Raw genomic sequence first — 25,372 nt, 5'->3', positions numbered from 1 at the left:
CACCGTCCGCCCGCCTCGCAGCACACCGTCCCCGTCGTCTTGTCCCGGAGCCGCGCCATGAACGTCTCGGTCGTCCTGTTCACCGCCGACCTGCGTCTGCACGACCACCCGCCGCTGCGGGCGGCGCTGGACGGCGCGCGACAGGTGGTGCCGCTCTTCGTGCGCGACCGCGCGGTGGAGGCGGCCGGGTTCGCGGCGCCCAACCGGCTGGCGTTCCTCGCCGACTGTCTGCGCGATCTCGATGCGGGACTGCGCCGGCACGGCGGACGGCTCGTGGTCCGCTCGGGCGACCTGGTCGAGGAGGTGTGCAAGGCGGTCACGGAGGCGGACGCCGACGAGGTGCACATGGCCGCCGACGTCAGCGCCCACGCGCACCGCCGGGAGGAGCGCCTGCGCCGGGCACTGGAGGCCGACGGGCGTCGGCTGCACGTGCACGACACGGTGACCACGGCGCTCGCTCCGGGCGCGGTGACACCCGCCTCCTCGGACCACTTCGCGGTGTTCACGCCGTACTTCCGGCAGTGGTCGCAGCAGCGGCTGCGCGACCCGTTCGGCGCGCCGCGCACGATCCGGGTGCCGGAGGGCGTCGGGTCCGAGGAGCTCCCTTCCCGGGCGGCGGTGACGGGCGTGTCCGAGGGGCTGGCCGAGGGCGGGGAGGCGGCGGGCCGCAGACTGTTCGGCGCCTGGCTGCGCCGTGGCATCGAGGCCTACGAGGACCGGCACGACGACCTGGCGGGCGACGCGACCTCCCGGCTCTCCCCGCACCTGCACTTCGGGACGCTCTCCCCCGTCGATCTGGTCCACCGGTCCCGTGCGGTGGGCGGCCCGGGCGCCGAGGCCTTCGTACGGCAGCTCGCCTGGCGCGACTTCCACCGCCAGGTCCTGGCTGCGCGGCCGGCCGTGGCGAGCGCCGACTACCGCACCAGGCACGACCGCTGGCGCACCGAGCGGACGGCGCGGGACGACATCGAGGCCTGGCGGGAAGGCCGTACGGGCTATCCGATCGTCGACGCCGCGATGCGCCAGCTGCACCACGAGGGCTGGATGCACAACCGCGGCCGGCTGCTGGCCGCGAGCTTCCTGGCCAAGACGCTCTACGTGGACTGGCGGGTGGGGGCCCGGCACTTCCTGGACCTGCTGGTCGACGGGGACATCGCCAGCAACCAGCTCAACTGGCAGTGGATGGCCGGGACCGGCACGGACACCCGCCCCAACCGCGTTCTCAACCCGCTCACCCAGGCCAAGCGCTACGACCCCGACGGCACGTACGTGCGCCGCTGGGTGCCCGAACTGGAACAGCTGGACGGTCCGTCGGTGCACGAGCCGTGGAAGCTGCGGGGCCGTGAACGGGCCGCGGTGGACTACCCGGACCCGCTCATCGGTCTGCCCGAGGGCCTGGAACGCTTCAGGAGGGCACGCGGGCGCGACAGCTGACGAAGGCGGCCTCCGCGGCCATCCGCACGCGGTCGTGACCGTCCGCGAAGCACGCCGTCCACGACGTGCACCGCCGACGCGCCACGCCCGCTCGGGTCAGCGCGACTCGCTCTGCGTGGCGACCCGGTGGATGCCGTCCAGTGTGTCCAGCGCCTCGCGCAGGCTCGTCGGGCGTGCCATGCCCCGGGTCGGGCGACCGGCCCAGCCCGGGCCGCCCAGCAGCACCAGCGGCTGGCTCCGCGCCCCCCTGACGCCCCACTCGGTGGCGGCGATGTGCTGGGCCAGCGGCGGGCTGGCCGAGGAGCGGGCCTGGGCCCACAGGACCACCGCGGCGGGACCCAGCCGGCGCACCGCGGAGGTGAGCGCCTCGGCGGGCACCGCTGCACCGAACATCCGGGTGGGCACCCGCAGTTCGCTCAGCCCGGCGTGCAGCGCCTCCAGCGGCAGGGTGTGCTGTTCGCCGGGCACGCAGGCCAGCACCACGGGGCCGACTCCGGTGGCGTCGTCCGCCGCGGCGGGCGGCCGGGTGCACCGGCGCAGGGTGGTCGAGACGTGCCAGGAGAGCAGGTGCTCCACCTCCACGTAACGGTCCCCCGACGACGCCCACTTGCGTCCCACGGCGTGCAGGGTCGGCACCATCACCTCGTGCCAGGCCACCGCCAGGCCGTGCTCGGCGACCGCGGCCTCCAACTGCTCGTGCAGGGCGGCCGAGTCGAGCCGCACGGCGGCGCGGGCCAGTCCCCGGCACTCCTGACGCACATCGCCCAGCGGCAGCGTGCCGGCCGCGCGGGAGGGCACCCCGGCAGCGGGCTGCCGCCCGTCCGGCTGCACTGCGGGCGTGCCCTCGGGGACGCCCGCGCCCCCCTTGGCAGCGCGGGCCGCTTCGGCGGGCGGCACACCGGCCGAGGTGAGGCGGCACATCATCTCCAGCATCGCCACGTCCTGGGGCGTCCAGCGCCGGTGCCGGCCGTCCGCACGCACGGCCGGCCCGATGCCGTACCGGCGGTCCCAGGAGCGCAGGGTGGTGGGCGAGACGCCGAGCCGGCGGGCGAGGGCCCCGGTGGTCAACCCGGCCTCGGGGGCGGGCGGTCCCGGTTCCGCACGTCCTGCGGGGCCCTCTTCGGCTTCGTACGCACCCATGGACGGGACTATACGACGCAGAATCGATGCAAGTTGATGGCTTTGTCCTCGGACGCCCACGATGACGGAACCGGGAGACACCTCGCGCGGGGCCCGGGACCCCGCGAACTCCCGGTGCCGCCGCCCGGGCCGGGCTGGGCCGGGCGGATTCCGCCGCACGTGAGGAGCCGTGGTCATGACGTCGTATCCGGTTGCCGCCGTCGCTCCCCGCACGGGCCCGTGGAACCGGTGCGCACAGACGTCCCCGTGGGCATCCACGGAGGAGTCGTTCGGGGACGACCGGCTCGGACGCGGCCTGGTCGCGGGCGACGACACCTGCCTCGCGGTGGCCTACCGCCGCTGGTCCGCCCTGGTGTACACGCTGGCCTGGCGCTCACTGGGGGATGCGGGAGAGGCCGAGGACGTGACCCAGCAGGTGTTTCTCGGCGTGTGGCACGGGCGGCACGGGTACCGGCCCGAGCGCGGCCCGCTGGCCGGCTGGATCGTCGGCATCACCCGGCGCAAGATCGCCGACGCGCTCTCCGCCCGCACCCGGCGCTGCGCCCTGGTCACGGCCGTCGGCTCGGCGCTGCCGCTCGTCGAGGCCCGGACCGGGCAGCCCGAGGCCGCGCTCGACCGGGTGCTCGTCCGGCACGAACTGGACAGGCTCCCGGAGGCGCAGCGGCGCGTGCTGCGGCTGGCCTTCTTCGAGGATCTGACCCAGACCCAGATCGCGGCGCGCACGGGGTGGCCGCTCGGCACGGTCAAGAGCCACGCCCGCCGGGGACTGCTCCGGTTGCGGAGCCGGCTGGAACGGGAGATGCCGGACGACCGAACAGACACCTGAACCACGCACCGGTTTTCGATGCGAAAACGATGCAGACACGGAGACCGGCCCACGCCGCACCGCGACATCCCCTCGCCGGACGACGACTCGGCATGGGCCGGGCGCGGGGCACAGGCGCGACCGGCACCCTCACGGAACAGGCCGCGCGCCCGTCCGTACCCGCAGATCCGGCTGCATCCGTCCGGACGCAGGCACCGGAAAAGGGTGACGCAGCAGGGGCAGACTGCAAGCTACCGAGCCCTACACATAAGGGGGAAATAAGAGCAGAATGCGTACAAGCGGCGCTTACCGCATACCGCATCAGACGCGGTCAGGCCTGGATGTCACAAAGGAGACGAAACATGGCCAACGTCTCGCACAGGGGTGACATGGCAACCCACCCCGATGTCTCCGAGATGCGGGAACGCTACGCCCGCATGCTCGGCGGTCGTGATGTGGCGCTCGTCGACGGGCCGGTGTTCCTGCTCGGCCTGTACTGCGCGGCGTCACCCTGGATCCTGCACTACACGACGAGTCAGCCGGCACTGGTGACGCACAACCTGATCGTGGGCATCGCGATCAGTGTCCTGGCACTGGGATTCACCACGGCCCCCGACCGGATGTACGGCCTCAGCTGGGCCATGTGCGCCCTGGGTGTCTGGATGATCATTGCGCCATGGGTGGTGGGCAGCAGCCCGGACACCGGCGTGATCCTCAACAACGTCATCATCGGCGCCCTGGCCATCATCCTCGGGCTGATGTGCGCCGGTACTGCGGCGAAGAGCGTCCCCAGGCCATAGAGACAGGAGACGACGGAAGGAGGACCACTGAAGAAAGTGAAGGCCACGAAGAATGCGGGGCCGGTCCGCCCGGGCGGACCGGCCTTGCTCGTGCCCGCACCGGACGCCCGAGACATGGGCACGGCCGACCTCGGAAACCTGGGCCGAGCGGCGAAAGCACCGTCCATTCAAAGGTTGAGAGGCGAATAATTCGGTGATTCGTGCGGAACGCTACAAATATCTGTTACACAACGGATGGGTGACCTTGATCCTCGGTCCGTAGCGTCGAAGACACCGCCGAACGCAACCGACCGAAGGACAGTTCACCGATGCGTGCACTTCGCACCCTGCGCACCACCCTCGTCGCCACCGGCGTCGCCGCCGCCCTCGGCGCGTCGGCCACCGGCGCCTTCGCCGCCACCACCGCGCAGCAGGCTCCCGCCGCCCACGCCTCGCCCCAGAGCAAGGCCGAGCGTGCTGCGCTCAAGACGGTGCGGCTCGCGGACAAGGTCTCCGTGGCGAAGGTCTACAAGACCGGCAAGCACCGCTACGAGGCGGACGTCTGGGGCAGGGGCACGAAGTTCGGCACCCTCATCACCGAGGGCAGGCCCTCGTACGGCCAGAACAACGGTCTGCACGTCACCCTGCACCCGAACGGCCAGGTCACCTCGTGGGTCGAGCAGGCCAAGCCGAAGCCCCAGCCCAGGCCCGCGGTCAAGCCCGTCCTCGTCGCCTCGGCGACACTGGCCGACGGCGTCTCCCAGGCGAAGGTCTACCGGATCACCGCCGACCACTACGTCGCGGACATCTCCGCGCACGGCGTCTGGCTCGACACCCTGGTGGCCAACGGCCGTGCCGCCCACGGCCAGAACAACGGCCTGCACCTCGTCCTGCAGCCGGACGGGCAGCTGTCGTCCTGGGTGGGCTGAGCCCCGCCGACGGGCCGGCCGGGCCCGGCGGGCGTCAGGCCGGGGCCGGTACCGTGAACGAGATCCACACGTCCGGGGGCAGCTCCGGCCGGTCGGGCGCAGGCCGGACCTCGCGCGTCCAGCCCTCCTCGGCCAGTTCCCGCGCCACCCTCGGCCAGAACCGCACGGCGGCCGGGTTGTCATGCTGGAACGCGATCTCCCAGGGCCCGGGGTGCCGGAGCAGCACCTTTCGAACGGCCCGCAGGCCGACGCCCTGCCGACGCGCGCCACGCACGACGAAGAAGCTGTTGAGCACCCGCACCGGCCCGTCGAGACCGCGCACGAACGCGAAGCCGGCCGGGCGCTCACCCCAGGTCATCAGGTACGGCGCCCAGCCGGGCGCGGTGAAGGCGGACACCAGCCACTCGCTGCGGAAGGTGCCGTCGACTCCGGGCAGTACGCCCCGGAACTCGGACAGGTCGTGGCGGAACATCGGCCACAGCCGTTCCACGGTGGGCCGGTCCTCGGGGGTCGCGGGACGGACGATCAGGTCCGCCGGAAGAGTGTCGGTCATACACAAAGCCTCCCCGGCGGACTTCGGGGTCCGGACCGGGGAGGCCTGCACAACTGTCCCTGATCCTAGCTCATTTCAAGTGCCTGGTACTCCTCGGCGATCTCCTTCTCCCCGAACGGCCACACCTTCTCCAGCCGTGCCCAGACCCAGAAGGCCGCACAGCCGAGGGCGACCCAGGCCAGGGACCATTCGATGGGGTACCGGCCCGGGGAGTTCTTGTCGGCGTACGCATAGATCACGCACCAGCCGACGAAGGCGACGATGCTGGGCAGCGGGTAGAGCCACATGCGGTACGGCCGTCGCAGGTTCGGCTGCCGCTTGCGCAGGACCGTGAGCGCAAGGATCTGGGCGAGTGCCTGGACGATCACCATCACCGTGGTGAGCAGCTGGATCAGGGTGGCGAGATCGGTGTGCCGGCCGATCAGGAAGCCGACCGCCGTGATGACGCCCATGGTGGCCAGACCCAGCATCGGGAAGCGGTGTCTGGGGTGCAGTTTCTCGTAGGGGCGGAAGAAGACCCGGTCGCGGGCGGCGTCGTAGGGGACGCGGGAGCCGCCGAGCAGGCCGGTGAAGACCGAGGCGAAGGCCGTGACCAGGATGAGCACGGTGACCGTGTCGGCGGCGCCCTTGCCCCAGGTCTTCTCCAGCACGGCGGAAGCCACGGAGGTGGAGGCGATGTCGTGGGGATCGGTCATGCGGCGCCAGTCGACGACGCCGAGGGTGCCGATCTGGAGCAGCAGGTAGATCGCCATGATGCCGAGGATCGAGAAGAGGATGGAGCGCGGCAGGATCCGGCCGGGCTCCTTGATCTCGGCGCCCATGTAGGCGGTGGTGTTGTACCCGAGGTAGTCGTAGATGCCGATGGTCAGGCCCGCTGCGAAGCCGAGCCAGAAGTGGTCGCTGGTCAGGTCGAAGGCGCGGGCGGGGTAGGTGAACGCCATGTGGGGGCTGAAGTCGGAGGCCGCGGCGGCGATCACCAGGACCACCGAGGCGATCATCACGGCCCACATCACGGTGGTGATGCGGGCGATGTGCTCGATGCCGCGCCACAGCAGCAGCACGACCAGCGCGATGACGCCGAGGCCGATCAGGTCGCCCGAGGTCTGTCCGAGGCCGGGGGCGAGGTAGCCGAGGTACTGGACGAAGCCGACCACACCGGTGGACATGATCAGCGGGATGAAGAGCATCGCCGTCCACACGAACAGGAACGGCATGAGACGGCCGGACCGGTACTGGAAGGCCTGGCGGAGATAGACGTAGCTGCCGCCGGAACCGGGCATGGCGGCTCCCAGTTCGGCCCACACCAGCCCGTCGCAGAGTGCCAGTACGGCCCCCGCGACGAATCCGATGACCGCCTGGGGGCCGCCGAACGCCGCGACCATCAGCGGGATCGTCACGAACGGACCGATGCCGCACATCTGGCTCATGTTGATGGCCGTGGCCTGGAACAGGCCGACACGACGGACGAAGCCACCCGCGGGTGGCGGACTACCGGACATGGAGGACTCCTGACGCGACGGGTGCATGGACCGCGTCCAAGGCGGCTGTTCGCCCGGCCGGGCTGACTGGGCGATAAAGTTAAGGAGCCTTACTAGATGCGTCAAGTATCCGCCAGGAATGGATGAGAATGGTGCGATGACCGCCAGTGACGTCGCAGCGCAGCAGGATCAGCCCTGGAGCCGCCGACGCCTGCGCAGCACCAACGAGCGGCTGCTCCTGGACCGGCTGCGCGGCCTCGGCTCCGCCTCGCGCGCCCAACTGGCCCGTGAGACGGGCCTGTCGAAGCCGACGGTGTCCAGCGCGCTGGCTTCGCTGGAGACGGCCGGACTGGTGCACGAGGTCGGCACCCAGGCTCCCGAGCGGGGGCGCACCGCCGTGCTGTACGCGCCGGACCCGGCCGCCGGTCACGCCCTGGGGGTGGACATCGGCCGCGGCTGGCTGCGCGTGGCGGTCGTCGACCTGGACGGCACGGTGGTCGCGCGGGCCGACGTGCGCAACCGCGCCCGCACCTCGGCCGCGCTCGCCGATCTGGTCGTGGGCACGGCCCGCCAGGTGATCGGCAACTCGGGCGTGGACCCGGCCGAGGTGGTGCACGGGGTGGTGGGCACGCCCGGGGTCTACGACGAGAAGCAGCGGCGGGTGCGGTACGCGATGCACCTGCCGGGGTGGGGCCGCGCGGGGCTCTTCGACCGGATGCGCGAGGAGCTGGGCGTCCCGCTGGAGGTGCACAACGACGCCAATCTGGCAGCGCTCGGCGAGTACACGTACGGCGTCGGAGCGGGCAGCCGGCTCTTCACGTACATCCTCATCGGCACCGGCCTCGGCATGGGGGTCGTGAGCGAGGGACGGCTGTTCACGGGGGCGCACGGGCTGGCCGGGGAGATAGGTTTCCTGCCCTTCCCGGGGCGGCAGAAGCCCGAGCGGCTGGAGGACGCGGTGTCGGGGGTTGCCGTGGTCGAGGCCGCCCGGCGGTTCGGGATGAGCGGGCAGCTCACCGCGAAGGCCGTGTTCGACGCGGCCCGGCTGGGCAATCCGGCCGCGGTGCAGGCGGTGGAGCTGGAGGGCGAGCGGATCGCGCACACCGTGGCGGCCGCGGCCGCGGTGCTCGACCCGGATCTCGTGGTGCTGGGGGGCGGGGTGGGTCACAGCGTGGACCTGCTACTGGGGCCGGTCGGCGAGCGGCTGCGCGCGCTGACCCCCCTGCGGCCGCGGATAGCCCCGAGCCGGCTCGGCGAGGACGCGGTGCTGCTGGGCGCGGTGGCCACCGCGCTGGGCACGGCGCGTGACCTGGTGTTCGAGCGCAGGACGGGCGAGGGCTGACCTCCTCGCGCCGGACGCCGGGATCCGGCGGCGACGGTCGTTGACACGACCCACGGAGCCCCCTACCTTGTGGCAGGTTAGTAAAGTTTCCTAACTTTACGAGGCTGGAGACCATCGTGTTCCCTCGCCCCGCCTCCGGACGCCGGCTCGTCACGGCCGCCGCCCTTCTGAGCCTGCTCGGCACGCTCTCCACCAGCGCCTGGGCCGGTCCCCGGGACCGGGACCCGGCGCCGCACGCACGGGCCGCGGTCACCCGCGTGGCATCCGCCGCGGGATCCACGACCCCCCTCGACGGGTACGCGATCCAGTCCACGGCGAAGGTGACCGACTCCGCCGCGGAGGTCTCCTCCCCCGGCTATCCGGCGGCCGGCTGGTATCCGGCGGGCCCCCGCTCCACGGTCCTGGCCGCCCTCCTGGCCGACGGCCGCTACCCCGATCCGTTCCACTCCACCGACCAGCAGAAGATCCCGAAGGCGGACTTCGAGGTCCCCTGGTGGTACCGCTCCGACTTCACCGTCGCGGACACCTCGCGCCGTACCCTGCTGGACTTCAGCGGTGTCGTCTCGGCGGCCGACGTCTACGTCAACGGCCGGCAGGCGGCGAAGGCCGCGGACGTCACCGGCGCCTACACCCGCCACGAGCTGGACATCACGACGCTGGTGAAGTCCGGCACCAACACCGTCGCCTTCCGCGTCCAGCCCAACGACCCGAACAAGAACCTGACCATGGGCTGGATCGACTGGCTCCAGCCGCCGCCCGACCGGAACATGGGCATCGTCCGTGACGTCCTGGTCCGCCGGGGCGGCCCGGTGGCGCTGCGGGACGCGCACGTGGTGACGAAGCTGGCGGTGCCCTCGCTCGCCACCGCCGACCTGACGGTCAAGGCGCAGGCCCGCAACGACAGCGGGGCGCCGGTCACGGCGGAGATCACCGGCAGCGTCGCCGGGACGAACTTCACCGCCTCCGTGCCGCTCGCCGCGCACGAGACGAAGACCGTCACCCTCTCCCCCGCCGACGTCCCCGGCCTGCACCTCACCTCCCCGAAGGTGTGGTGGCCGGCCGGCATGGGCGGACAGCCGCTGTACGACCTCGACCTCACCGCGTCCGTGTCCGGCACGGTCTCGGACACCGCCCACGAGAGCTTCGGCCTCCGCGACGTGCAGGCGCCCCTGAACTCCGACGGCGCCCGCCAGTACCGGATCAACGGACGCCCGCTGCTGATCAAGGGCGGCGGCTGGTCCCCGGACGAGTTCCTGCGCTGGGACCCCGGCTATGTGGCGGACCGGCTGAAGTACGCCCTCGACCTCGGGCTGAACACCATCCGCCTGGAGGGCCACATCGAGCCGGACGAGTTCTTCGACCTCGCCGACCGCTACGGCGTGCTCACCCTGCCGGGCTGGGAGTGCTGCGACAAGTGGGAGGGCCAGGTCAACGGGGACGGCGAGTCCGGTGACAAGTGGACCGCCGCCGACTATCCGGTCGCCAAGGCGTCGATGGCCGCCGAGGCCGCCCGGCTGCGCGACCACCCCAGCGTGATCTCCTTCCTCATCGGCAGCGACTTCGCACCCGACGCGACGATCGAGAAGAACTACCTGGACGCCCTGAAGGCCGCCGACTGGCCGACCCCCGTGGTCTCCGCGGCCTCCGACAAGTCCTCGCCCCAGCTGGGCCGTTCGGGCATGAAGATGACCGGGCCCTACGACTGGGTCCCGCCGGACTACTGGTACGCCAAGCGCGAGGGCGGGGCCACCGGGTTCAACTCCGAGACCAGCGCGGGCCCCGACATCCCGACGCTCGACACCCTGCGCCGCATGATGACACCCGCCGAGCTGGACACGCTGTGGAAGAACCCGGACGCCAAGCAGTACCACCGTTCGCCCTCGCCCGTCTTCGGCACGCTCAAGATCTACGACAACGCCCTCACCGGCCGCTACGGCGCCCCGACAGGCCTCGCCGACTACGTGCGCAAGGCGCAGCTGGCCCAGTACGAGAACGTCCGCGCCCAGTACGAGGCCTACGGGCGCAACGCCACGGACGCCGACAAGCCCGCCACCGGGGTGGTCTACTGGATGTTCAACAGCGGCTGGACCTCTCTGCACTGGCAGCTGGCGGACCGCTTCCTGGACCAGGGCGGCGCCTACTTCGGCGCCAAGAAGGCGAACGAGTCCCTGCACATCCAGTACTCCTACGACAACCGCTCGGTCGTCGTCGTGAACAACCGGCACGCCGACTCCGGCGGACTCACCGCGCGGGCCACGCTGTTCAACCCCGACGGCACGCAGAAGTACGACAAGGCCGTCACCGGGGTGACGGTGAACGGGGACGGCGCGCACGGCACCGCGCTCACCCTGCCGTCGTCGGTGAGCGGACTGTCGGCCACGCATCTGCTGCGGCTGACCCTGACCGATGCGGACGGCAAGGAGGTGAGCCGGAACGTGTACTGGCTCTCCACGAAGCCCGACACGCTCGACTGGGCGAAGACCGACTGGTACTACACGCCGACGACCGCCTACGCCGACCTCAAGGGGCTCTCCTCGATGGCGCAGGTGCCGGTGTCGGCGACGGCCTCGACCGAGTCGTCCGGCGACCTGTCGACCACGACCGTGACCGTGCGCACCACGGGCGCCGGCCGGACGCCGTCCCTGTTCACGGACGTCCATCTGGTCGACGCGCAGGGCAGGCCGGTCCTGCCGGTGCGGTGGTCGGACAACGAGATCGGGCTGTGGCCGGGCGAGTCGGTGACGCTGACCGCCACCTACCGGACCGCCGATCTGCACGGCTCGGCACCGCACGTGCGGGTCTCCGGCTGGAACACGCCGGAGCAGACGGTCCCGGCCTCCTGAGACCGACGGGGGTGGGCCGGGCGGCCCACCCCCGCACGGTTCAGCTCACGTTGAGCGCGGTGTCGTCGACGACGAACGACGTCTGGAGGGTGGAGCCCTCGGTACCGGTGAACTTGACCGTGACCGTCTGGCCCGCGTAGCCCGCGAGGCTGAAGCTGCGCTGGGTGTAACCGCTCGCCGCGTTCAGGTTCGAGTAGGTCGCGAGGGTCGACAGCACCGTTCCGCTGCTGTCGAGGACCTGGGCCTTCAGGGTGTCGTAGGCCGTCGACGTGGTCGTCTCGTCGGTGTCGACATGGAGGTAGAAGCTGAGGGTGGCGCTCGCGCATCCGGCGGGGATGGTCACCGACTGCTGGAGCGTGTCGGTGTGGGCGGAGCCGTAGCCGTTCAGCCAGGCCTTGTAGGAGCCGGTGCGGGCGGCCTCGCCGGCGTCGCTCGTGATCACACCGCTGGAGGCCGTCCAGGAGCCGGCGCCGGACTCGAAGCCGGGGTTGGCCAGCAGCTGCGCGGCGGTGCAGGTGCCGCCACCGCCACCTCCGCCGCCCCCTCCCGTGGTGCCGGAACCGGCCAGCCAGGCGGTGGCGTTGAGGGCGAGGGCCGCGTTGGTGGCACCGGAGTCGTTCCAGCCGTCGTACAGGGTGTTGCCCGTCTGGCCGGTGCCGTCGTCGATCGGCGAGCTGTCGCCCCAGAAGGCGACGCGGCCGCTGCCGAAGGCGGAGGTCAGGAAGAAGGCGCCGGTGTTGCCGGAGTAACCGCTGCGGTAGACCAGTCCCTTGACGGCGGAGTTGTCGGCCGGCTTGAGGGTGGCGGTCGTGCCGTCGGCGATCAGGCTCTTGGTGACCGTGCCGAAGGAGCCGTGCAGCACGGGATCGCTGCTGTCGCTGATCGCGGCCGGGTACCCGGATTTGACGTCCAGCGAGTCGATGGAGAAACCGAACGGGTCGGTCGAGTCGACGCTGTTGTTCGTCATCAGGTCGTTCAGGATCTCGACCGCGTCCTGGCCGTCGTTGTTGCGGTCGGCGCCGGTGTGGTCGGAGATCATGAACAGGCCGCCGCCGTTCTTCACGAAGTTCATGATCGCCGTCTTCTCGGCGGTCGTGAACAGCGTATTCGGTTCGGGCAGGACCAGCGTGTCGAAGTTCGACAGGTCGGTGGCGGACGACCCGCCGTAGCTGAGGCTGGAGCCCGACGGCAGCGTCTTCAGGCTGTAGCCGCCGGTCTTCTGCAGGGCCACGCCCCAGGACGAGAGGGCACCGGTCCAGTCGGTCTCGGCGGACGGGGAGGAGTCCTGACCGAGCGGGTCGGGCTGGCTGGTGGAGATGATCCAGTCCGCGTTGCCGGCCGTCTCGGCGTGGGCGTTGTCGAACAGGATCCGGTGGGTGGTGGCCGCGTGGGCGGGGGCGGCACTGGTAGCGACCTGCAGGGCTGCCGAGGTGACGAGCAGTCCGAGACCGGCCAGCACTGTGGTGAATCTGTGGCGGGATCTCCTCGATCCGAGCATCCGGCAAACCTCCATGAGGGGTGGGGAGAGGGGCGGTGCGGGCGCCAAGTCTGCGCGCGTAGAGCCCGCTTGAGGGTTCTACACGCGTTGATTGGTTGAAAGGTACATGGCATTACAGCCCGGTGAACAGAAAGTCCCGGCAATAACCGGGACGGCCTGGAACCGGCCACAGCGGGCACATGCCACAGCAGCGGGGACCACGACGAAGAGGGGTGGACATGGAGATCTCAGGCATCGTCAGTGCCGTCGTCATCGGACTCGTCATCGGCGTACTGGGCCGGCTGGTCGTGCCCGGTCGGCAGCACATCGGCGTCCTGTGGACGATCGTCGTCGGGATCGTGGCCGCGCTGCTGGGCTCGGCGGTCGCCGCCGGGTTCGGGGTCGCGGACACCAAGGGGCCCGACTGGATCGAGTGGTTCATCCAGATCGCCCTCGCGGCCGTGGGGATCGCCGCGCTGGACCGGGCACTGGCCCGGCGGTGAGGACGCGTCAGCTCCCGTACAGGCAGGGGGTCGTGGTGGTGAGGGCATGGAAGCCGAGGCGCTCCAGGATGGGGCGGCTCATGGGTGAGGCGTCGACCTGGAGGTAGCGGTACCCGTGGGCGGCGGCGACGCGGGCGCGGTGCGCGACCAGGGCGCGGTAGATGCCCCGGCCCCGCCAGGCCTCGACGGTGCCGCCGCCCCACAGTCCGGCGAAGCTCGTGCCGGGCACCAGTTCCATACGGGCGGCGCTGACGGGCTCGTCGCCGGCGAGCGCCACCACGGCGACGACCGTGCCGGGATCGGCGGCCAGCCGCGCGAGCAGCCGGTGGCGCAGCCGGGTGCCGTCGGTACCGAAGGCCTTCTCGTGCACGTCCACGACCAGGTCGACACCGGCCGGATCAGTGGCCTGGACGAAGTGGATCCCGGCGGGGGGTCCTGCGTCCGGGACCTGTCCGGCGGTCTCGGCGACCATGAGCGTCTCCTCGGGCTCGGCCCGGAATCCGGCGGCGGCGAGCCGGGCGGCGAGGTCCACCGGCCGGTCGTGACCGTACAGCTTCCACTCGAAGTCGCGGCCCGCGCCCGTGAAGTACGCGATCTGCTCGCTGATCACCCGGTCCGCGGTCGCCGCGTCCAGGGCGGACCACAGGACGCCGTTCCAGCCCTGCGCATCGGCGATCTGGCGGACGACGGCACCGCTCCGCTCGATGCGGGCTCCGGGCCCGTCGGGACGGGCGCCTCGGCGCATGTCCTGGTCGTAGCGGGCGAGCACCGCGGCGTGATCCATGATCCCATCCCAGCACCCGCGCCCGGGCCTGGCAAAGGGATTCGGGACCGGTCCGAGGAGGTGCCGACCTCTCGGCCGGAGTCCGGCGGGCCGTGCCTCCGTCGTGCGCGGCACGACGATCAGGTGGCCGTCGGGCCGAGCAGCGAGCCGGGCCGCGAGTCCGGGATCGCTTCGGCCTGGTCGCTGATCGCGCGAACGACAGGGCGGCGGCCTCGCACCGCGCCGCACGGCCGGGACCACCTGCGTCGCTCAGCCGAGTTCCAGCGTGGTGACGCCGAACACCCGCTCCGTGGCGTGGTCGCGGACCGGGCCCGTGTACATGCGGGCCGTCTCGAACGAGGCGCTCAGTCCTGCCTCTTCGGCCAGGGCGACGCCGGCCGTGTTCGGCTCGGGGACGTCGATCGCCACCTCGCGGCCGGCGGCCTCGGCGGTGAGTGCGGCGAAGAGGGCCCGGGCGTCGTCGGCACTGTCCGCGAAGAGCGGGCCGATGCGCAGGCTGTCGCGGCCCGGGCGGATCACGCCGTAGCCGGTGAGCCGGTCGCCGTCGTGGCGGGCGAAGGCGCGGTGGCCGGGGGCGGTGAGCCACTCGGCGAGGAAGCGCGGGCGGTCGGCCGGGGTGCAGGCACCGTCGTAGGCGGTGAGGGCGGCAAGGTCGGCGGGCCCGGCGGGGCGGACGCCTGCGGGTGCCAGGGCCCGGGGCGCCGTGCCGGTGAACCGGGTGGTGCGGTGGGCGAGTTCGAAGCCGGAGCGGCGGTAGTTGTCCTGCTGGGCGACGACGCCGTCCAGCCCGACCACGCGGTCTCCGGCGTGGGCCAGGGCGGTCTTCCAGGTGGTGAGGCCGTGGCCATGGCCGCGCAGATCGGGGCGGACGAGGTAGAAGCCGAGGAAGGCGTAATCGGAGCCGTAGTTGACGACGGAGACGGCCGACACGGGCTCCCCGTCGATCCGGCCGATGAAGAACCCCTCGGGGTCCTGCGCGAAGAAAGCCGTACCGTCGGACAGCCCGGGGTTCCAGCCCTCCTGAGCCGCCCACCCGCTCACCACCGCCCAGTCGGCGAGGGTGGCCTGGGTGACGACGAGGTCCTGGGGGGCCGGTGCGGTCATCGGTGCGCTCCATTCCATGGGGGGGGCGGATCTGCCGGACGGCGCGATGCGCCGGCCGCCACCGCAGCATCCTTTCGGATCACGCCCTTCCCGCGCCACGTCCGGATCAGCCGTTGCCTGCCTCGAACCGCGTGGGGAGTCGCCGGATCCGGGGCGTTCTCGGGCCCCACCGGGCCGGCGTCCGGTGGGGCCCGCCGGATGGGGTCAGCGGTCCCGGCCGGGGCGGAAGCGGCGGTAGAGGACCGCTCCGGTGAGGAGGAGGGCGGCGCTGCCGGCGACCGCGGGGGCGGTCAGGTCCGCTCCGGTGTGGGCCAGGGTGGCCGCGGGCGGCCGCGGGGCGGGGTGCACGGTGCGCGGGCCGGGGTGCGACTTGACGGGGGCCGGCGCCTTGGGGGTGGTGGTGGGCGCGGGTGTGGCGCCGTTGGCGGAGTGGTTGCCCACGGCCGGGTTGCCCACCCCGACCACGTTGACGCTGTTGCCGGTGATGTTCACCGGCACGTGCACCGGCAGTTGGACGGTGTTGCCGGAGAGCACACCGCCCGAGTCCTGCGTGCCGCCCTTCGCCGAGGTGCCGCCGGAGGTGTCCGAGCCGTCCTTGCCCGAGCCGCCGTTCTCGCATGCGTTGCCGACGGCGGGGTTGAGCAGCCCCACCACGTCGACGGTGTTGCCGCACACGTTCACCGGGACGTGCACCGGCACCTGGATGGTGTTGCCGGACAGCACACCGGGCGAGTCGGCCGCCGAGCCGTCGGCCGCGGCCCCGTCGGCCGCGAAGGCGGCGCACACCGGCATCGCCACAGCCATCGCGCCGGAGGCGGCGACGACGGCGATCCCACCGTTTCGGGTTGCCCGTCTCATAGGTTTCCCTGCCTTCCAGACATCGTCGCGGGCGTTCACCCGCGTCGGATAAAACGCGGGCGCCTCGTTCGGGTTATGGCTTTTCGGCTTTTCACCCCACCGGGTGACATGATCACTCGAATCGCACGTAAAGTCATCGAATGACCACCAATAGCGACGGAGGTCGCGAACGCTAGATCACCGGGCACCGTCCCGCTCGCCCGGAGGCGGCCCTTCCCGGGCCCGCATATGGTGAGCGAGGGTGCCGTCCCGGTCCGCAGCGGGTGCGCCCCGGGAGGCGATCGATGCTGGTCAAGCTGTCCACACGGCCCGCCGTTCGGCGCTGCGCGGGCTCCGGAGTGCTCGCCCTGGCGCTGCTCGGGGCCGGGCTGCCCACGGCCTCGGCCGCCCAGCCGCAGCCCGACCTGACCCGCTTCTACCGGCAGAAGGCCGTATGGGCCGCCTGCAAGGGCGCGGACCGCGCCGAGGATCTCCAGTGCGCGAAGGTGACCGTCCCGCTGGACTACGCCCGTCCCGGCGAGGGCACGCTCGACCTGGCCCTGGCCCGCTACCGGGCGACCGGCCCGTCGCGGGGCTCGGTCCTGCTGAACTTCGGCGGGCCCGGCGGCGCGGGCATCAACGAACTCGCCTCGGGCGGCAAGCAGTACATGGATCTGACCAACGCCTACGACGTGGTCACCTTCGATCCGCGCGGCGTCGGCCGGTCCTCCCCCGTCAGCTGCGGCGACGGCCGGGACGGGGTGGCCACGGCACCGGAGGGGAATGCCGACATCGGCCGCCCGCAGGTGCTCCTGCAGCAGCTGCGGCAGTCCGCCACCCTGTGCGCCGGACACTCCGGCCCGGTCCTCGCGCACATAGGCACCGTGAACGCCGCCCGGGACATGGACGTCATCCGGCAGGCGCTCGGCGACAAGAAGCTGAACTACCTCGGCTTCTCCTACGGCACACGGCTCGGCGCCGTGTACGCGTCGCTGTTCCCGCACACGGTGGGCCGGATGGCGCTGGACGGCGTGGACACCCTGACCGAGCCGCTGTCCGAGCAGGGGCTGGCGGGCGCGGAAGGCCAGCAGACGGCGCTCGACGACTTCCTCGACTGGTGCTCGACGGACATCGCCTGTCCGTTCGGACAGGACACGCGGACGGCCGGGCAGCGGGTCGTACGGCTGATCCGCTCGCTCGACGCGAACCCGGTGCCCACGGACTTCGGGGGCTCCTTCTCCGGGCAGGACCTGGTGGGCGCCATCGGGCAGGCCCTCTACAGCAAGGATCTGTGGCCGTCCCTGGAGCGTGCGCTGGCCTACCTGATCGAGGACGGCGACACCCGGCGCGTGCTCGGCTTCTCCTCCGGCGGCGCGTTCGTCGCGCCCGTGCGGCAGGACGGCCGGGGCAAGGGCCATGACCGCAAGCAACGCGAGGGTGGGCTCGTGGACGCCCAGGACGTCCCCGCGGACAACCTGCCGGCCGCGCTGATGGCCATCAACTGCGCCGACGACCCCGACCGGCCCACCGCCGCGCGGATCACCAAGGACCTGAAGGACCTGCAGGCGGCCTACGACCGGGCGTCCCCGGTCTTCGGACGCTTCCGGCTCACCCAGCTGCTGATGTGCTACGGCCGCCCGAAGGGCACGGACTTCGTCCGCGACCGGGTCAAGGACGTCCCCTCGGACAAGATGCTGCTGGTGGGCACGCGCGGCGACCCGGCCACGCCGTACCGCTGGACCGAGGAGACGGCCAGGCGGCTCGGGCCGTCGGCCGTGGTGCTCGACAACAAGGGCGACGGGCACACCGGCTACTCGTCGTCCACGTGCGTGCACCGCACGATCGACGACTTCCTGCTGTACGGATCCCTGCCCTCCAGCGGCAGCTCCTGCCCGGCGGACGGGAAGGCCTGGAGTTCCCTCGCGAAGAACACCAAGTGATGACAGGAATGGTGCAACCGGGTATCAGGGCCGATTCCGGCACAACCTCCCGGTCGTCCCCGACGTCACACCGGGCAGGCGTGCCCCGGCCCGCCGCACCCGTACCCGACCACGACAGGGGGACTCCCGTCATGCGCATCCGCGCCGCCATCGCCGTACCCGCCGTCTCCGCCGCTGCCGCGGCCCTGCTGCTGGCCGCACCGCAGAGCCAGGCGGCCCCCGAGCACGCCGCGCCCACCCGCTGCGCGGAGAAGTCGCTCACCCTGCGGGCGAAGGCCGACGCCCACGATCCGACCCTGGTTCGTGTCGGAGTGACCAACCGGAGCACCCACACGTGTGTCGTCGACCGCGTGCCCACGGTGACCTTCGGCGGCCTGGACGGGGCCGCGCTGCCGGTGCCGCAGGGCGGCACCGGCACCTACCGGCTCGGGGCGGGCAAGACCGGCCATGCGGCCCTGCGCACCATCGTCGACCCGGCGGATCCGGAGGTCCGCCGGGCGGACTCGGTCACGGTGGCCGCGTCGGCGTCCCAGTGGGGCCGCACCTTCACCGCCGTGCAGCTCGGCACCGGACGGGACGTGCGGGTGTGGGAGCCCGTGACGACCTGGTGGCAGCCGACGGCGGCGGCCGCGGACCGGGCGCTCGGCGTCAGCTGAGGTTCAGCTCCGGGGAGTAGAGGTCCAGCCACTGGGCGAGGTCCAGGGCGCGCTCCAGGCCACGGCGGGGCGCCTGGGTGCTGACGGGGGTGTCGCGTTCGACGGCCTCCCGGATGCGCTCCCGGTCGACCAGGTCGAAGACGGGGTGGGAGGAGCGGGTCAGGAGTTCCGCCGCCTGGTCCTGGAGGGCGCGGGCGTAGCGCGGGTCCTGGGTGGACGGGTAGGGGCTCTTGACCCTGTCGTACACCGACCGCGGCAGCAGGTCCGCGGTGGCCTCCCTGAGCAGGCTCTTCTCCCGGCCGTCGAAGGACTTGAGCGACCAGGGGGTGTTGTAGACGTACTCGACGAGCCGGTGGTCGCAGTACGGCACCCGGACCTCCAGGCCGACGGCCATGCTCATCCGGTCCTTGCGGTCGAGCAGGATCCGGACGAAGCGGGTCAGGTGCAGATGGCAGATCTGCCGCATCCGGTACTCGAAGTCGCTCTCGCCGTCGAGGCGGTGGATGTCGGCGACGGCGCTGCGGTAGCCGTCGGCGATGTATCCGTCCAGGTCCAGCGTCTTGGCCACGTCGGCGCGCAGGACGCCGGCGTCGTCGCCGAAGTCGCGCCCGAAGCGCACCAGCCAGGGGAAGGTGTCGGCGCGGCGGGCCTCCTCGTCGAAGAACTGGAGGTAGCCGCCGAAGACCTCGTCGGCGGACTCGCCGGACAGGGCGACCGTGGACTGGTCGCGGATGGCCCGGAAGAGCAGCAGGAGCGAGGCGTCCATGTCACCCATGCCGACCGGCAGGTCGCGGGCGCGGATCACCTTCTCGCGCACGGCCGGGTCGGCGAGGGACTGGGCGTCGAGGACGATGTCCTGGTGGTCGGTGCGGGCGAGCCGGGCCACGTCGTGCACGAAGGGCGTGTCCGGGGTGCCGCGCAGTTCGTCGGCGACGAAGTTGTCGGTCTGGCCGACGAAGTCGACGGCGAAGCTGCGGACCTTCTCCCCGTGCTCGGCGAGCTGCCGGGCGGCGAGGGCGGTCATCGCGGAGGAGTCGAGGCCGCCGGAGAGCAGGGTGCAGCGCGGGACGTCGGCGACCAGCTGGCGGCGCACGATGTCGTCGAGGAGCGAGCGCACGGTGGTGATGGTGGTGTCGCGGTCGTCGGTGTGCGGGCGGGTCTCCAGGCGCCAGTAGACACGGGTGCGCAGGCCGTCGCGGTCGACGGTGACGACGGTGCCGGGTTCGACCTCGCGCATGCCGTCCCACACGGCGTGTCCGGGGGTCTTGACCATGGTGAACATCTCGCGCAGGCCGTCCAGGGCGACGCGCGGCCGGACGAGCGGGTTGGCGAGGATCGCCTTGGGCTCGGAGCCGAAGAGGACGCCGTCCGGGGTCGGGTGGTAGTAGAACGGCTTGATGCCCATGCGGTCGCGGATCATCACGAGCTGATGGCGGCGGCCGTCCCAGACGGCGAACGCGTACATGCCGTTCAGCCGCTCGGCGACGGCGTCGCCCCACTCCAGGTAGGCGTGCAGGACGACCTCGGTGTCGGAGTCGGTGGTGAACCGGTGGCCGCGATCGGTGAGTTGCCGGCGCAGTTCGGTGAAGTTGTACGCCTCACCGGAGTAGACGAGGGCGACGGTGCCCTCGGGGGTGTCGACGGACATCGGCTGGCGGCCGCCGGGGAGGTCGATGATGGCGAGCCGGCGGTGCCCCAGGGCGGCGGGCCCCTGGGCCCAGGCGCCGCGGTCGTCCGGACCGCGGCAGGCCATCGTCTCGGTCATCGCGTCCAGTGCGGTGAACTCGGTGGTCAGGTCACGGTCGAAGGAGACCCATCCGGTAATGCCGCACATGCGCTACCTCCTGCCTCCGGCCCGCGGCCGACCCCCCGCTCACCTGTGGTTTCCGGGGCGGGCGGAGGGCGGTCACAGAACCAGTTGTAACGAGCACCTATATGACGAGCGTCCGTCAGGCAGGCGCGGCAGGCAAGGCGGGCGATTCCCGCTCCCCGGTCTTTTCAGCCGGGTTTTGCCCGCGTGAGACCCGGGGAGTGCCGTGCGTCCGGGCCGGGGGTGGCAGGAACCGGCCATGGGTAAAAACTTCACCAACCGCCTCGTACGTCACGACCTCGCGGTCAGGAACGAGTCGAGTGCCGCGGTCAGCTCGGCAGGCTTCTCCACGGGCAGCTCATGGCCCGCGTCGAGGATGCGGACGACCGCGTCCGGGTACCCCTTGGCCATCCGCAGCATCTGGTGCACCGGCAGCTGGACGTCGTGGTAGCCGTGCACCATCAGGGTGGGCGTGCGGATCTCGCCGACCCGGTCGAGGACGTCGAAGGCGCGCATGGCGCCGTACAGCGTCATGACGACCTCGCGCGGGGTGCCGGCGGAGTCGCGGATGTACTTGCGGATCTCCTCCCGCGGGTGGCCGGGGGCGAAGGCCCGCTGGATGTTGGTGGCGACGAACAGCTTGTACGGCACCAGGGTGGAGGCCGACATCAGCAGGCCCCGGCCGCGGCTGTAGGTCATCCGGCCGATGGAGTTGACCAGCACCATGCGCTCCACCCTCTCGGGGTGGGAGAGGGCGATGGTCTGCGAGATCATCCCGCCCATGGAGTGACCGACCAGCACGAACCGCTCGACCTCCAGATGATCGAGGAGGGCGAGGACGTCCCTCGCCAGCTCCGCGATCGTCCGCACACCGGCCCCCGTGCTCTCGCCGTGCCCGCGCAGGTCCAGCCGGATCACCCGCCGACCGGTGGAGAAGTGCGCCAGCTGGTGGTCCCAGCGGTGCCGGTTCGCCGTCCAGCCGTGGACGAAGACCAGGGGCACGTCCTCGGCGTCGCGGGGGCCCTCGTCGTCGTACGTCAGGGCCGCTCCGTCGACTTCGAGCTGCGGCATGGGGCCTCCTGGGGTGCGTTCGGTTACTGCCCGGTACGGTAACCGGCCGCGCGGGCCTCCGTCACCGCCGTCGGGCCCTGAATTCTCACCGGTGTCCGCCGAGGAATTCGAGGATGTGCCCGAACACGTCGAGGGCGGCGCCCCGGCCGAGGAAGGTGTCCAGGTGACCGTAGCCGGGGATCTCGGCGTAGGAGACGTCCAGCTGCGGCTGCCGGCGGGCCAGCACCTCGTGGCACAGCCGCTGCGAGTCCAGCCACAGCCCGTTCTCACTGCCCGCGAGCAGCAGCACCGGGGTGTCGATGCGGTCCGCGGCGTCCAGCGCGTTGGGCGGCAGCGCCCGGTAGCGGTGGTCGGTGTCGTGCCAGCGCACCACGCTGCGGGCCAGTTCGATCCGGCGCAGGTGGGGCAGGATCCACAGCGGTGCGGGACCGAGGAGTTCGGCGAGCCGGTCGTGGGTGGTGTCGGCCAGGTTCTCGTGCACGAACAGCGAGGCGCCGGTGCCCCACGCCGAGTTGTGCAGGATCTGGCAGGTCGGGTCCGGGCAGCTCGCCCCGCGCGAGGCCAGGGCGAACAGCGGGGTGTACCTCGACCACAGGCCCACCTTGCGGAAGTCGACCGGGATGTGGTCGATCCGGGTCTTCAGCAGCTCCCCCGCCACGGACATCCTGAGCGAGGTCCGGCCCGCCAGCTTCGGCGTGAGGAACACCCCCTGCGAGACCACTGCGGCCAGGCCCGGGACCAGCCCGGCCGCCAGGCTCATGGACAGGGTGAGCGAGCCGATGCAGTGGGCGACCACGGACAGCGGCCGCTCTCCGATGCGCCCGCGGATGTGGGCGACGGCCTCGGGGATGTCGTGGAGCGCCACGTCGTCGTAGGTGTACCGGCGGCCGGTCTCGTTGTACGGCAGCCGGCAGCTGCCGCGCCAGTCCAGCAGCCAGGGCTCGTAGCCCTCGTCGAGCAGGACGTCGACGAGGTTGCGGGTCTCGGGCAGCAGGAACATGTCGGCGGAGGCGGTGTGCCCGTGCAGGAGCAGGACGGCAGGGCGCGTCGGGTCGCCGGTGTCCACGCGGGTCAGGCCGAGGCGGACGCCGTCGCTGGTGCGGAACGGGATCTCCTCGATGCGGGCCGGGTCCAGGCGGTGGCGCAGGGGACGCAGGGCCGCCGTGGTGCGGACCCTGCGCAGCGCCGGCCGGGCCGTCCGGGAGGGGGTGGTCCTGAAGATCATCGGTGGCGCTCCGTGAGGGTGGGGGTGCGACGCAGGTCGAGCAGGTCCGCAGCGGCCCGGGCGAACGGCGCGACCAGGCCCCGGCCCATCTCGAGGCCGAACCAGGCGAGCCAGGTCAGTTTGGCGGCGCGCTTCTCCTGGCCGGTCAGACGCGGGTCGACCCGGATGCCGTCGATCTGGTCGCGGACGTAGGAGTCGGCGGGCACGACGACCTCGCCCAGCAGGCTCGCGGCCTCGCCCTCCCGGCCGATCTCCACGGTGAGGGCGCGGGTCTGCCGCCACAGGTCACGGCGGGCCCGGGCGTACTTGCGGCCCTCCAGCCACCACAGGCCGCCGTCCGCGTCGCGCAGCGTCAGCCGGTAGCGCAGGAGCTGGTGCCTGAGGCCGTGCTGCTGCGGGATGCCCTCGTCGGGGCGTACCCACACGTCACCGCGCTCCACGGTCAGCGGACCGGGGTGGATCGCGGTGCAGGTCACCTCGCCGGTGACGTCCACCCGGCGCTCCTTGACCAGCTGGTACATGCTCGCGATCGACAGGGTCAGCGCCATCGAGCAGGGGGTGTCCGCGGCGGTGCCGACCGGGCCCACGGAGCCCTCGGTCGTCTCGGCGAACCACAGGTAGGGCTGGTCGTCCTTGTGCGGGAGGCGGGCCAGGCCGTCGTCGGCGAGCTTTTCGAAGGTCTTCATCTGGGCCTGGGCGTCGTAGCGGGCGGCGGGCGCGAGGCCGAGGGCGGCGACCAGCGCGTCGGTGCGCTCGGCACCCGCGGCGGGGCCCTTGAGGGTCGCCTCGCACAGCTTCAGGGCGGCGGGGCTCTGCAACACCCGGGAGAGGAAGGCGAGTTCGGGCACCGGCTCGGCCTCCAGGCGGGCGAGGGTGTCGGTGCGCCACTCGTCCCAGTCCTGGACGCGCACGTGCATGCCGCCGAAGGCCATGTCCCGTACGACGTCGTCCAGGGTGTTGGGGACGCCGGTGAGGTTGTAGTCGAAGCCCCAGGCGTCGGGTTCGCAGATCGCCGCGACGGCGACCCGGCTGACCCAGTCCACCGGGGCCGCGTTGAGGTAGCTGAACGCCGGTACGGTGCGGAAGCGGCCGAAGGCGGAGATCAGGCCACTGCTGAGGTCCTGCGGGTTGTAGGCGCCGGTCCGGGTGTGGCCGCCGATCCCGCCGGGGCGCAGCGCGGTGACGACGAGTCCGTGGTCGCGGGCGCGGCGCAGGGCCACCTCGGCGGCCCACTTGGACTGGTCGTAGCCGGCGATGAGCCGGTCCGCATGGGCGAGGGGGTCGTCCTCGCCCATCGAGGTGATGCCGACCTCGTTGAACACCGCGATGGACGAGATGTGGTGCAGCGGCTTGGGGCGGCCGGTCGCGGCGAGTTCGGCGAGGGTGAGCGCGCCGAGGACGTTGCTGGTGCGCAGCGACTGGTAGCCGCGCAGGAAGTCCACGGCGGCCGCCACGCCGACCACGCTGTCGAGTTCGTGCGCGAGGGTGTGCCACTGCTCGTCGGTGAGGCCGAGGCGGGGGCGGCGGATGTCACCGGGCAGCACGGTGACGCGGCGGCGCACCTCCGGGGACCACGGCAGCCGGTAGCTGCGCAGCTGTGCGCCGAGCCGTTCGGTCGCGGCCGCTTCGTCGGCCGCGCGGACCAGGCAGTACACGTGGGCGTCGCTGTGCCGCAGCAGGTCGAGCAGCATGTGGCTGCCGAGGAAGCCGGTGGCGCCGGTGAGCAGGACGCGACGGGGCGGCAGCGGTTCGGGGACGTCCGTGAACGGCAGCCGGTCGGCGAGCGCGAGGTCGGCCAGGATCTGGTCGAGGTCCTCCTGCCGGGCCCGGGAGTGGGGGCCGCCGTCCCGGTACGCGCTGCTCGGCAGGGCGGGCGGGGTACGGGGCGGCGCGAGGGGCAGCGTGGCGGGGGCTGCCGGGGCTGCGAGGGCCGCCGACGGGGCCGGGGCGACCACGGCCGGCGGGGTCGCGGCGGAGGCGGGCGCCGGGGCGGCGAGAGGTCCCGGAACGACGGCGTGCGGCGGTGCCGCCGGGGTGGCGAGGGCTGCCGGGGCGGCGGGCGCCCGTGGTGTCGTGCCGCCGAGCAGCGGCAGCCAGCGCCGGGCGAGGCTGACCGGCCGGGCGTCCGCGAAGACCTCGTCGAGGCCGACCCCGGTGCCCAGCTCGCTCTCCAGCTCGGCAAGCAGCTCCACCGCGCCGACGGAGGTGCCACCGGCGTCGAAGAAGTCGGCGTCGGGCGCCAGCCGGCCGGAGGGCAGATGCCGGCCGGCCGCGGCGGCGATGGCCGCCGCGAGGCCGTCCAGATCCGGGGCCGGAGCCGGGGTGTGGGCAGGGTCGGAGGCGGAATCCGATGCCGAGGCAGAGCCCGCAGCCCAGGCGGAATCCGGAGCCGAGGCGGAACCCGGAGCCGGGGCGGAATCCGGAGCCAGGGCGGGGGCCGGGACCGGAGCGGAATCCGGGGCGGGGGCGGAAACCGGGGCGGAGTCCGGAGCCGGGGCAGGAGCCGGGGCGGGCTCGGACGACGCGCCCGCCGCCCGCACCTTGGCCAGCAGGCCTGCCACGCCGAGTCCGCCGTCGCCCCGTTCGATCGACTCGGCGATCGCCCGGCGGCCGGCGTACGCCGGATCCTCGTTCACGTCACGCATGAGAACCCTTCGGGTTG

The 25,372-nt window shown here is 72.3% G+C and carries 20 protein-coding genes; 9 read left to right on the top strand and 11 right to left on the bottom strand.

What is annotated here, in order from left to right:
- Positions 1–57 precede the first annotated feature (57 nt).
- Positions 58–1,434: an FAD-binding domain-containing protein gene (locus ACFZCP_RS08755; protein WP_391425354.1), complete on the top strand. Its 1,377-nt coding sequence runs from the start codon at positions 58–60 to the stop codon at positions 1,432–1,434.
- A 96-nt stretch (positions 1,435–1,530) separates the two neighbouring features.
- Here ACFZCP_RS08755 and ACFZCP_RS08750 read toward each other — a convergent pair whose 3' ends face one another.
- The gene (locus ACFZCP_RS08750; RefSeq protein WP_391425352.1) at positions 1,531–2,574 is read right to left on the bottom strand and encodes a MerR family transcriptional regulator; all 1,044 of its coding nucleotides are present in this window, start codon (positions 2,572–2,574) and stop codon (positions 1,531–1,533) included.
- A 175-nt stretch (positions 2,575–2,749) separates the two neighbouring features.
- Here ACFZCP_RS08750 and ACFZCP_RS08745 point away from each other — a divergent pair, with 175 nt between their 5' ends.
- The 3 genes from ACFZCP_RS08745 to ACFZCP_RS08735 all read left to right on the top strand — a co-directional run bounded on the left by ACFZCP_RS08745 (position 2,750) and on the right by ACFZCP_RS08735 (position 5,087).
- The gene (locus ACFZCP_RS08745) at positions 2,750–3,400 is read left to right on the top strand and encodes a sigma-70 family RNA polymerase sigma factor (protein WP_391425350.1); all 651 of its coding nucleotides are present in this window, start codon (positions 2,750–2,752) and stop codon (positions 3,398–3,400) included.
- Positions 3,401–3,741: 341 nt separating this feature from the next.
- Positions 3,742–4,179: an SPW repeat protein gene (locus tag ACFZCP_RS08740; protein WP_391425348.1), complete on the top strand. Its 438-nt coding sequence runs from the start codon at positions 3,742–3,744 to the stop codon at positions 4,177–4,179.
- 308 nt (positions 4,180–4,487) lie between these two features.
- The gene (locus ACFZCP_RS08735) at positions 4,488–5,087 is read left to right on the top strand and encodes a hypothetical protein (RefSeq protein WP_391425346.1); all 600 of its coding nucleotides are present in this window, start codon (positions 4,488–4,490) and stop codon (positions 5,085–5,087) included.
- A gap of 34 nt (positions 5,088–5,121) precedes the next feature.
- On the opposite strand, the gene ACFZCP_RS08730 is transcribed toward ACFZCP_RS08735, so the two are convergent.
- Together ACFZCP_RS08730 and ACFZCP_RS08725 are read right to left on the bottom strand one after the other, a co-directional pair.
- Entirely contained in the window at positions 5,122–5,640 is a 519-nt protein-coding gene (locus tag ACFZCP_RS08730; protein WP_391425344.1) for a GNAT family N-acetyltransferase, read from the bottom strand.
- 65 nt (positions 5,641–5,705) lie between these two features.
- Positions 5,706–7,139, bottom strand: coding sequence for an amino acid permease (locus tag ACFZCP_RS08725; protein ID WP_391425342.1), 1,434 nt, complete (start codon positions 7,137–7,139; stop codon positions 5,706–5,708).
- 136 nt (positions 7,140–7,275) lie between these two features.
- On the opposite strand from ACFZCP_RS08725, the gene ACFZCP_RS08720 reads away from it, so the two are divergent.
- Positions 7,276–8,460 carry an ROK family transcriptional regulator gene (locus tag ACFZCP_RS08720; protein ID WP_362695677.1) on the top strand — a complete coding sequence of 395 codons (1,185 nt, stop codon included), beginning with the start codon at positions 7,276–7,278 and terminating at the stop codon, positions 8,458–8,460.
- A 116-nt stretch (positions 8,461–8,576) separates the two neighbouring features.
- A complete protein-coding gene (locus tag ACFZCP_RS08715; protein WP_391425339.1) occupies positions 8,577–11,303 on the top strand; it encodes an exo-beta-D-glucosaminidase in 2,727 nt (908 codons plus the stop codon).
- A 40-nt stretch (positions 11,304–11,343) separates the two neighbouring features.
- On the opposite strand, the gene ACFZCP_RS08710 is transcribed toward ACFZCP_RS08715, so the two are convergent.
- Positions 11,344–12,801 (bottom strand): hydrolase, encoded by a 1,458-nt coding sequence (locus tag ACFZCP_RS08710; RefSeq protein WP_391425337.1) that lies wholly within the window; start codon positions 12,799–12,801, stop codon positions 11,344–11,346.
- 218 nt (positions 12,802–13,019) lie between these two features.
- Here ACFZCP_RS08710 and ACFZCP_RS08705 point away from each other — a divergent pair, with 218 nt between their 5' ends.
- Entirely contained in the window at positions 13,020–13,283 is a 264-nt protein-coding gene (locus ACFZCP_RS08705; protein WP_391425335.1) for a GlsB/YeaQ/YmgE family stress response membrane protein, read from the top strand.
- A gap of 7 nt (positions 13,284–13,290) precedes the next feature.
- Here ACFZCP_RS08705 and ACFZCP_RS08700 read toward each other — a convergent pair whose 3' ends face one another.
- From ACFZCP_RS08700 to ACFZCP_RS08690, 3 genes are all read right to left on the bottom strand, one after another.
- Positions 13,291–14,067, bottom strand: a complete 777-nt coding sequence (locus ACFZCP_RS08700) for a GNAT family N-acetyltransferase (protein WP_391425333.1) — start codon at positions 14,065–14,067, stop codon at positions 13,291–13,293.
- Positions 14,068–14,316: 249 nt separating this feature from the next.
- Complete coding sequence (locus ACFZCP_RS08695) at positions 14,317–15,171, bottom strand: GNAT family N-acetyltransferase (protein WP_391425332.1); 855 nt, start codon at positions 15,169–15,171, stop codon at positions 14,317–14,319.
- A gap of 204 nt (positions 15,172–15,375) precedes the next feature.
- Positions 15,376–16,029 carry a chaplin family protein gene (locus ACFZCP_RS08690; protein ID WP_391425330.1) on the bottom strand — a complete coding sequence of 218 codons (654 nt, stop codon included), beginning with the start codon at positions 16,027–16,029 and terminating at the stop codon, positions 15,376–15,378.
- Between the two features lie 284 nt (positions 16,030–16,313).
- On the opposite strand from ACFZCP_RS08690, the gene ACFZCP_RS08685 reads away from it, so the two are divergent.
- On the top strand, positions 16,314–17,948 hold the full coding sequence (locus ACFZCP_RS08685) for an alpha/beta fold hydrolase (RefSeq protein ID WP_391425328.1): 1,635 nt from the start codon (positions 16,314–16,316) through the stop codon (positions 17,946–17,948).
- A 131-nt stretch (positions 17,949–18,079) separates the two neighbouring features.
- Positions 18,080–18,604: a DUF4232 domain-containing protein gene (locus tag ACFZCP_RS08680; protein ID WP_391425326.1), complete on the top strand. Its 525-nt coding sequence runs from the start codon at positions 18,080–18,082 to the stop codon at positions 18,602–18,604.
- Here the strand turns inward: ACFZCP_RS08680 and asnB are convergent.
- From asnB to ACFZCP_RS08660, 4 genes are all read right to left on the bottom strand, one after another.
- Complete coding sequence (gene asnB / locus ACFZCP_RS08675; RefSeq protein WP_391425324.1) at positions 18,597–20,438, bottom strand: asparagine synthase (glutamine-hydrolyzing); 1,842 nt, start codon at positions 20,436–20,438, stop codon at positions 18,597–18,599. The two genes, ACFZCP_RS08680 and asnB, sit on opposite strands and share 8 nt — an antisense overlap.
- 267 nt (positions 20,439–20,705) lie before the next feature.
- Complete coding sequence (locus ACFZCP_RS08670; protein ID WP_391425323.1) at positions 20,706–21,485, bottom strand: alpha/beta fold hydrolase; 780 nt, start codon at positions 21,483–21,485, stop codon at positions 20,706–20,708.
- Between the two features lie 85 nt (positions 21,486–21,570).
- On the bottom strand, positions 21,571–22,710 hold the full coding sequence (locus ACFZCP_RS08665) for an alpha/beta fold hydrolase (protein WP_391425321.1): 1,140 nt from the start codon (positions 22,708–22,710) through the stop codon (positions 21,571–21,573).
- Entirely contained in the window at positions 22,707–25,355 is a 2,649-nt protein-coding gene (locus ACFZCP_RS08660; protein ID WP_391425319.1) for a thioester reductase domain-containing protein, read from the bottom strand. Before ACFZCP_RS08660 ends, ACFZCP_RS08665 begins: the two co-directional genes overlap by 4 nt.
- Between the last annotated feature and the right edge of the window lie 17 nt (positions 25,356–25,372).

Origin of the sequence: Streptomyces sp. NPDC007971, assembly GCF_042958635.1 — a bacterium.
GTDB lineage: Bacteria > Actinomycetota > Actinomycetes > Streptomycetales > Streptomycetaceae > Streptomyces.
Note: the sequence above shows the minus strand (reverse complement) of the source record. Positions and strands in the feature narration are given on the sequence as shown.

What these genes read in the sequence shown, in the direction of transcription:
- ACFZCP_RS08755 (WP_391425354.1), top strand. Translation starts at nt 58, where the DNA reads ATGAACGTCTCGGTCGTCCTGTTCACCGCCGACCTGCGTCTGCACGAC.
- ACFZCP_RS08750 (WP_391425352.1), bottom strand. Translation starts at nt 2,574, where the DNA reads ATGGGTGCGTACGAAGCCGAAGAGGGCCCCGCAGGACGTGCGGAACCG.
- ACFZCP_RS08745 (WP_391425350.1), top strand. Translation starts at nt 2,750, where the DNA reads ATGACGTCGTATCCGGTTGCCGCCGTCGCTCCCCGCACGGGCCCGTGG.
- ACFZCP_RS08740 (WP_391425348.1), top strand. Translation starts at nt 3,742, where the DNA reads ATGGCCAACGTCTCGCACAGGGGTGACATGGCAACCCACCCCGATGTC.
- ACFZCP_RS08735 (WP_391425346.1), top strand. Translation starts at nt 4,488, where the DNA reads ATGCGTGCACTTCGCACCCTGCGCACCACCCTCGTCGCCACCGGCGTC.
- ACFZCP_RS08730 (WP_391425344.1), bottom strand. Translation starts at nt 5,640, where the DNA reads ATGACCGACACTCTTCCGGCGGACCTGATCGTCCGTCCCGCGACCCCC.
- ACFZCP_RS08725 (WP_391425342.1), bottom strand. Translation starts at nt 7,139, where the DNA reads ATGTCCGGTAGTCCGCCACCCGCGGGTGGCTTCGTCCGTCGTGTCGGC.
- ACFZCP_RS08720 (WP_362695677.1), top strand. Translation starts at nt 7,276, where the DNA reads ATGACCGCCAGTGACGTCGCAGCGCAGCAGGATCAGCCCTGGAGCCGC.
- ACFZCP_RS08710 (WP_391425337.1), bottom strand. Translation starts at nt 12,801, where the DNA reads ATGCTCGGATCGAGGAGATCCCGCCACAGATTCACCACAGTGCTGGCC.
- ACFZCP_RS08705 (WP_391425335.1), top strand. Translation starts at nt 13,020, where the DNA reads ATGGAGATCTCAGGCATCGTCAGTGCCGTCGTCATCGGACTCGTCATC.
- ACFZCP_RS08700 (WP_391425333.1), bottom strand. Translation starts at nt 14,067, where the DNA reads ATGGATCACGCCGCGGTGCTCGCCCGCTACGACCAGGACATGCGCCGA.
- ACFZCP_RS08695 (WP_391425332.1), bottom strand. Translation starts at nt 15,171, where the DNA reads ATGACCGCACCGGCCCCCCAGGACCTCGTCGTCACCCAGGCCACCCTC.
- ACFZCP_RS08690 (WP_391425330.1), bottom strand. Translation starts at nt 16,029, where the DNA reads ATGAGACGGGCAACCCGAAACGGTGGGATCGCCGTCGTCGCCGCCTCC.
- ACFZCP_RS08685 (WP_391425328.1), top strand. Translation starts at nt 16,314, where the DNA reads ATGCTGGTCAAGCTGTCCACACGGCCCGCCGTTCGGCGCTGCGCGGGC.
- ACFZCP_RS08680 (WP_391425326.1), top strand. Translation starts at nt 18,080, where the DNA reads ATGCGCATCCGCGCCGCCATCGCCGTACCCGCCGTCTCCGCCGCTGCC.
- asnB (WP_391425324.1), bottom strand. Translation starts at nt 20,438, where the DNA reads ATGTGCGGCATTACCGGATGGGTCTCCTTCGACCGTGACCTGACCACC.
- ACFZCP_RS08670 (WP_391425323.1), bottom strand. Translation starts at nt 21,485, where the DNA reads ATGCCGCAGCTCGAAGTCGACGGAGCGGCCCTGACGTACGACGACGAG.
- ACFZCP_RS08665 (WP_391425321.1), bottom strand. Translation starts at nt 22,710, where the DNA reads ATGATCTTCAGGACCACCCCCTCCCGGACGGCCCGGCCGGCGCTGCGC.
- ACFZCP_RS08660 (WP_391425319.1), bottom strand. Translation starts at nt 25,355, where the DNA reads ATGCGTGACGTGAACGAGGATCCGGCGTACGCCGGCCGCCGGGCGATC.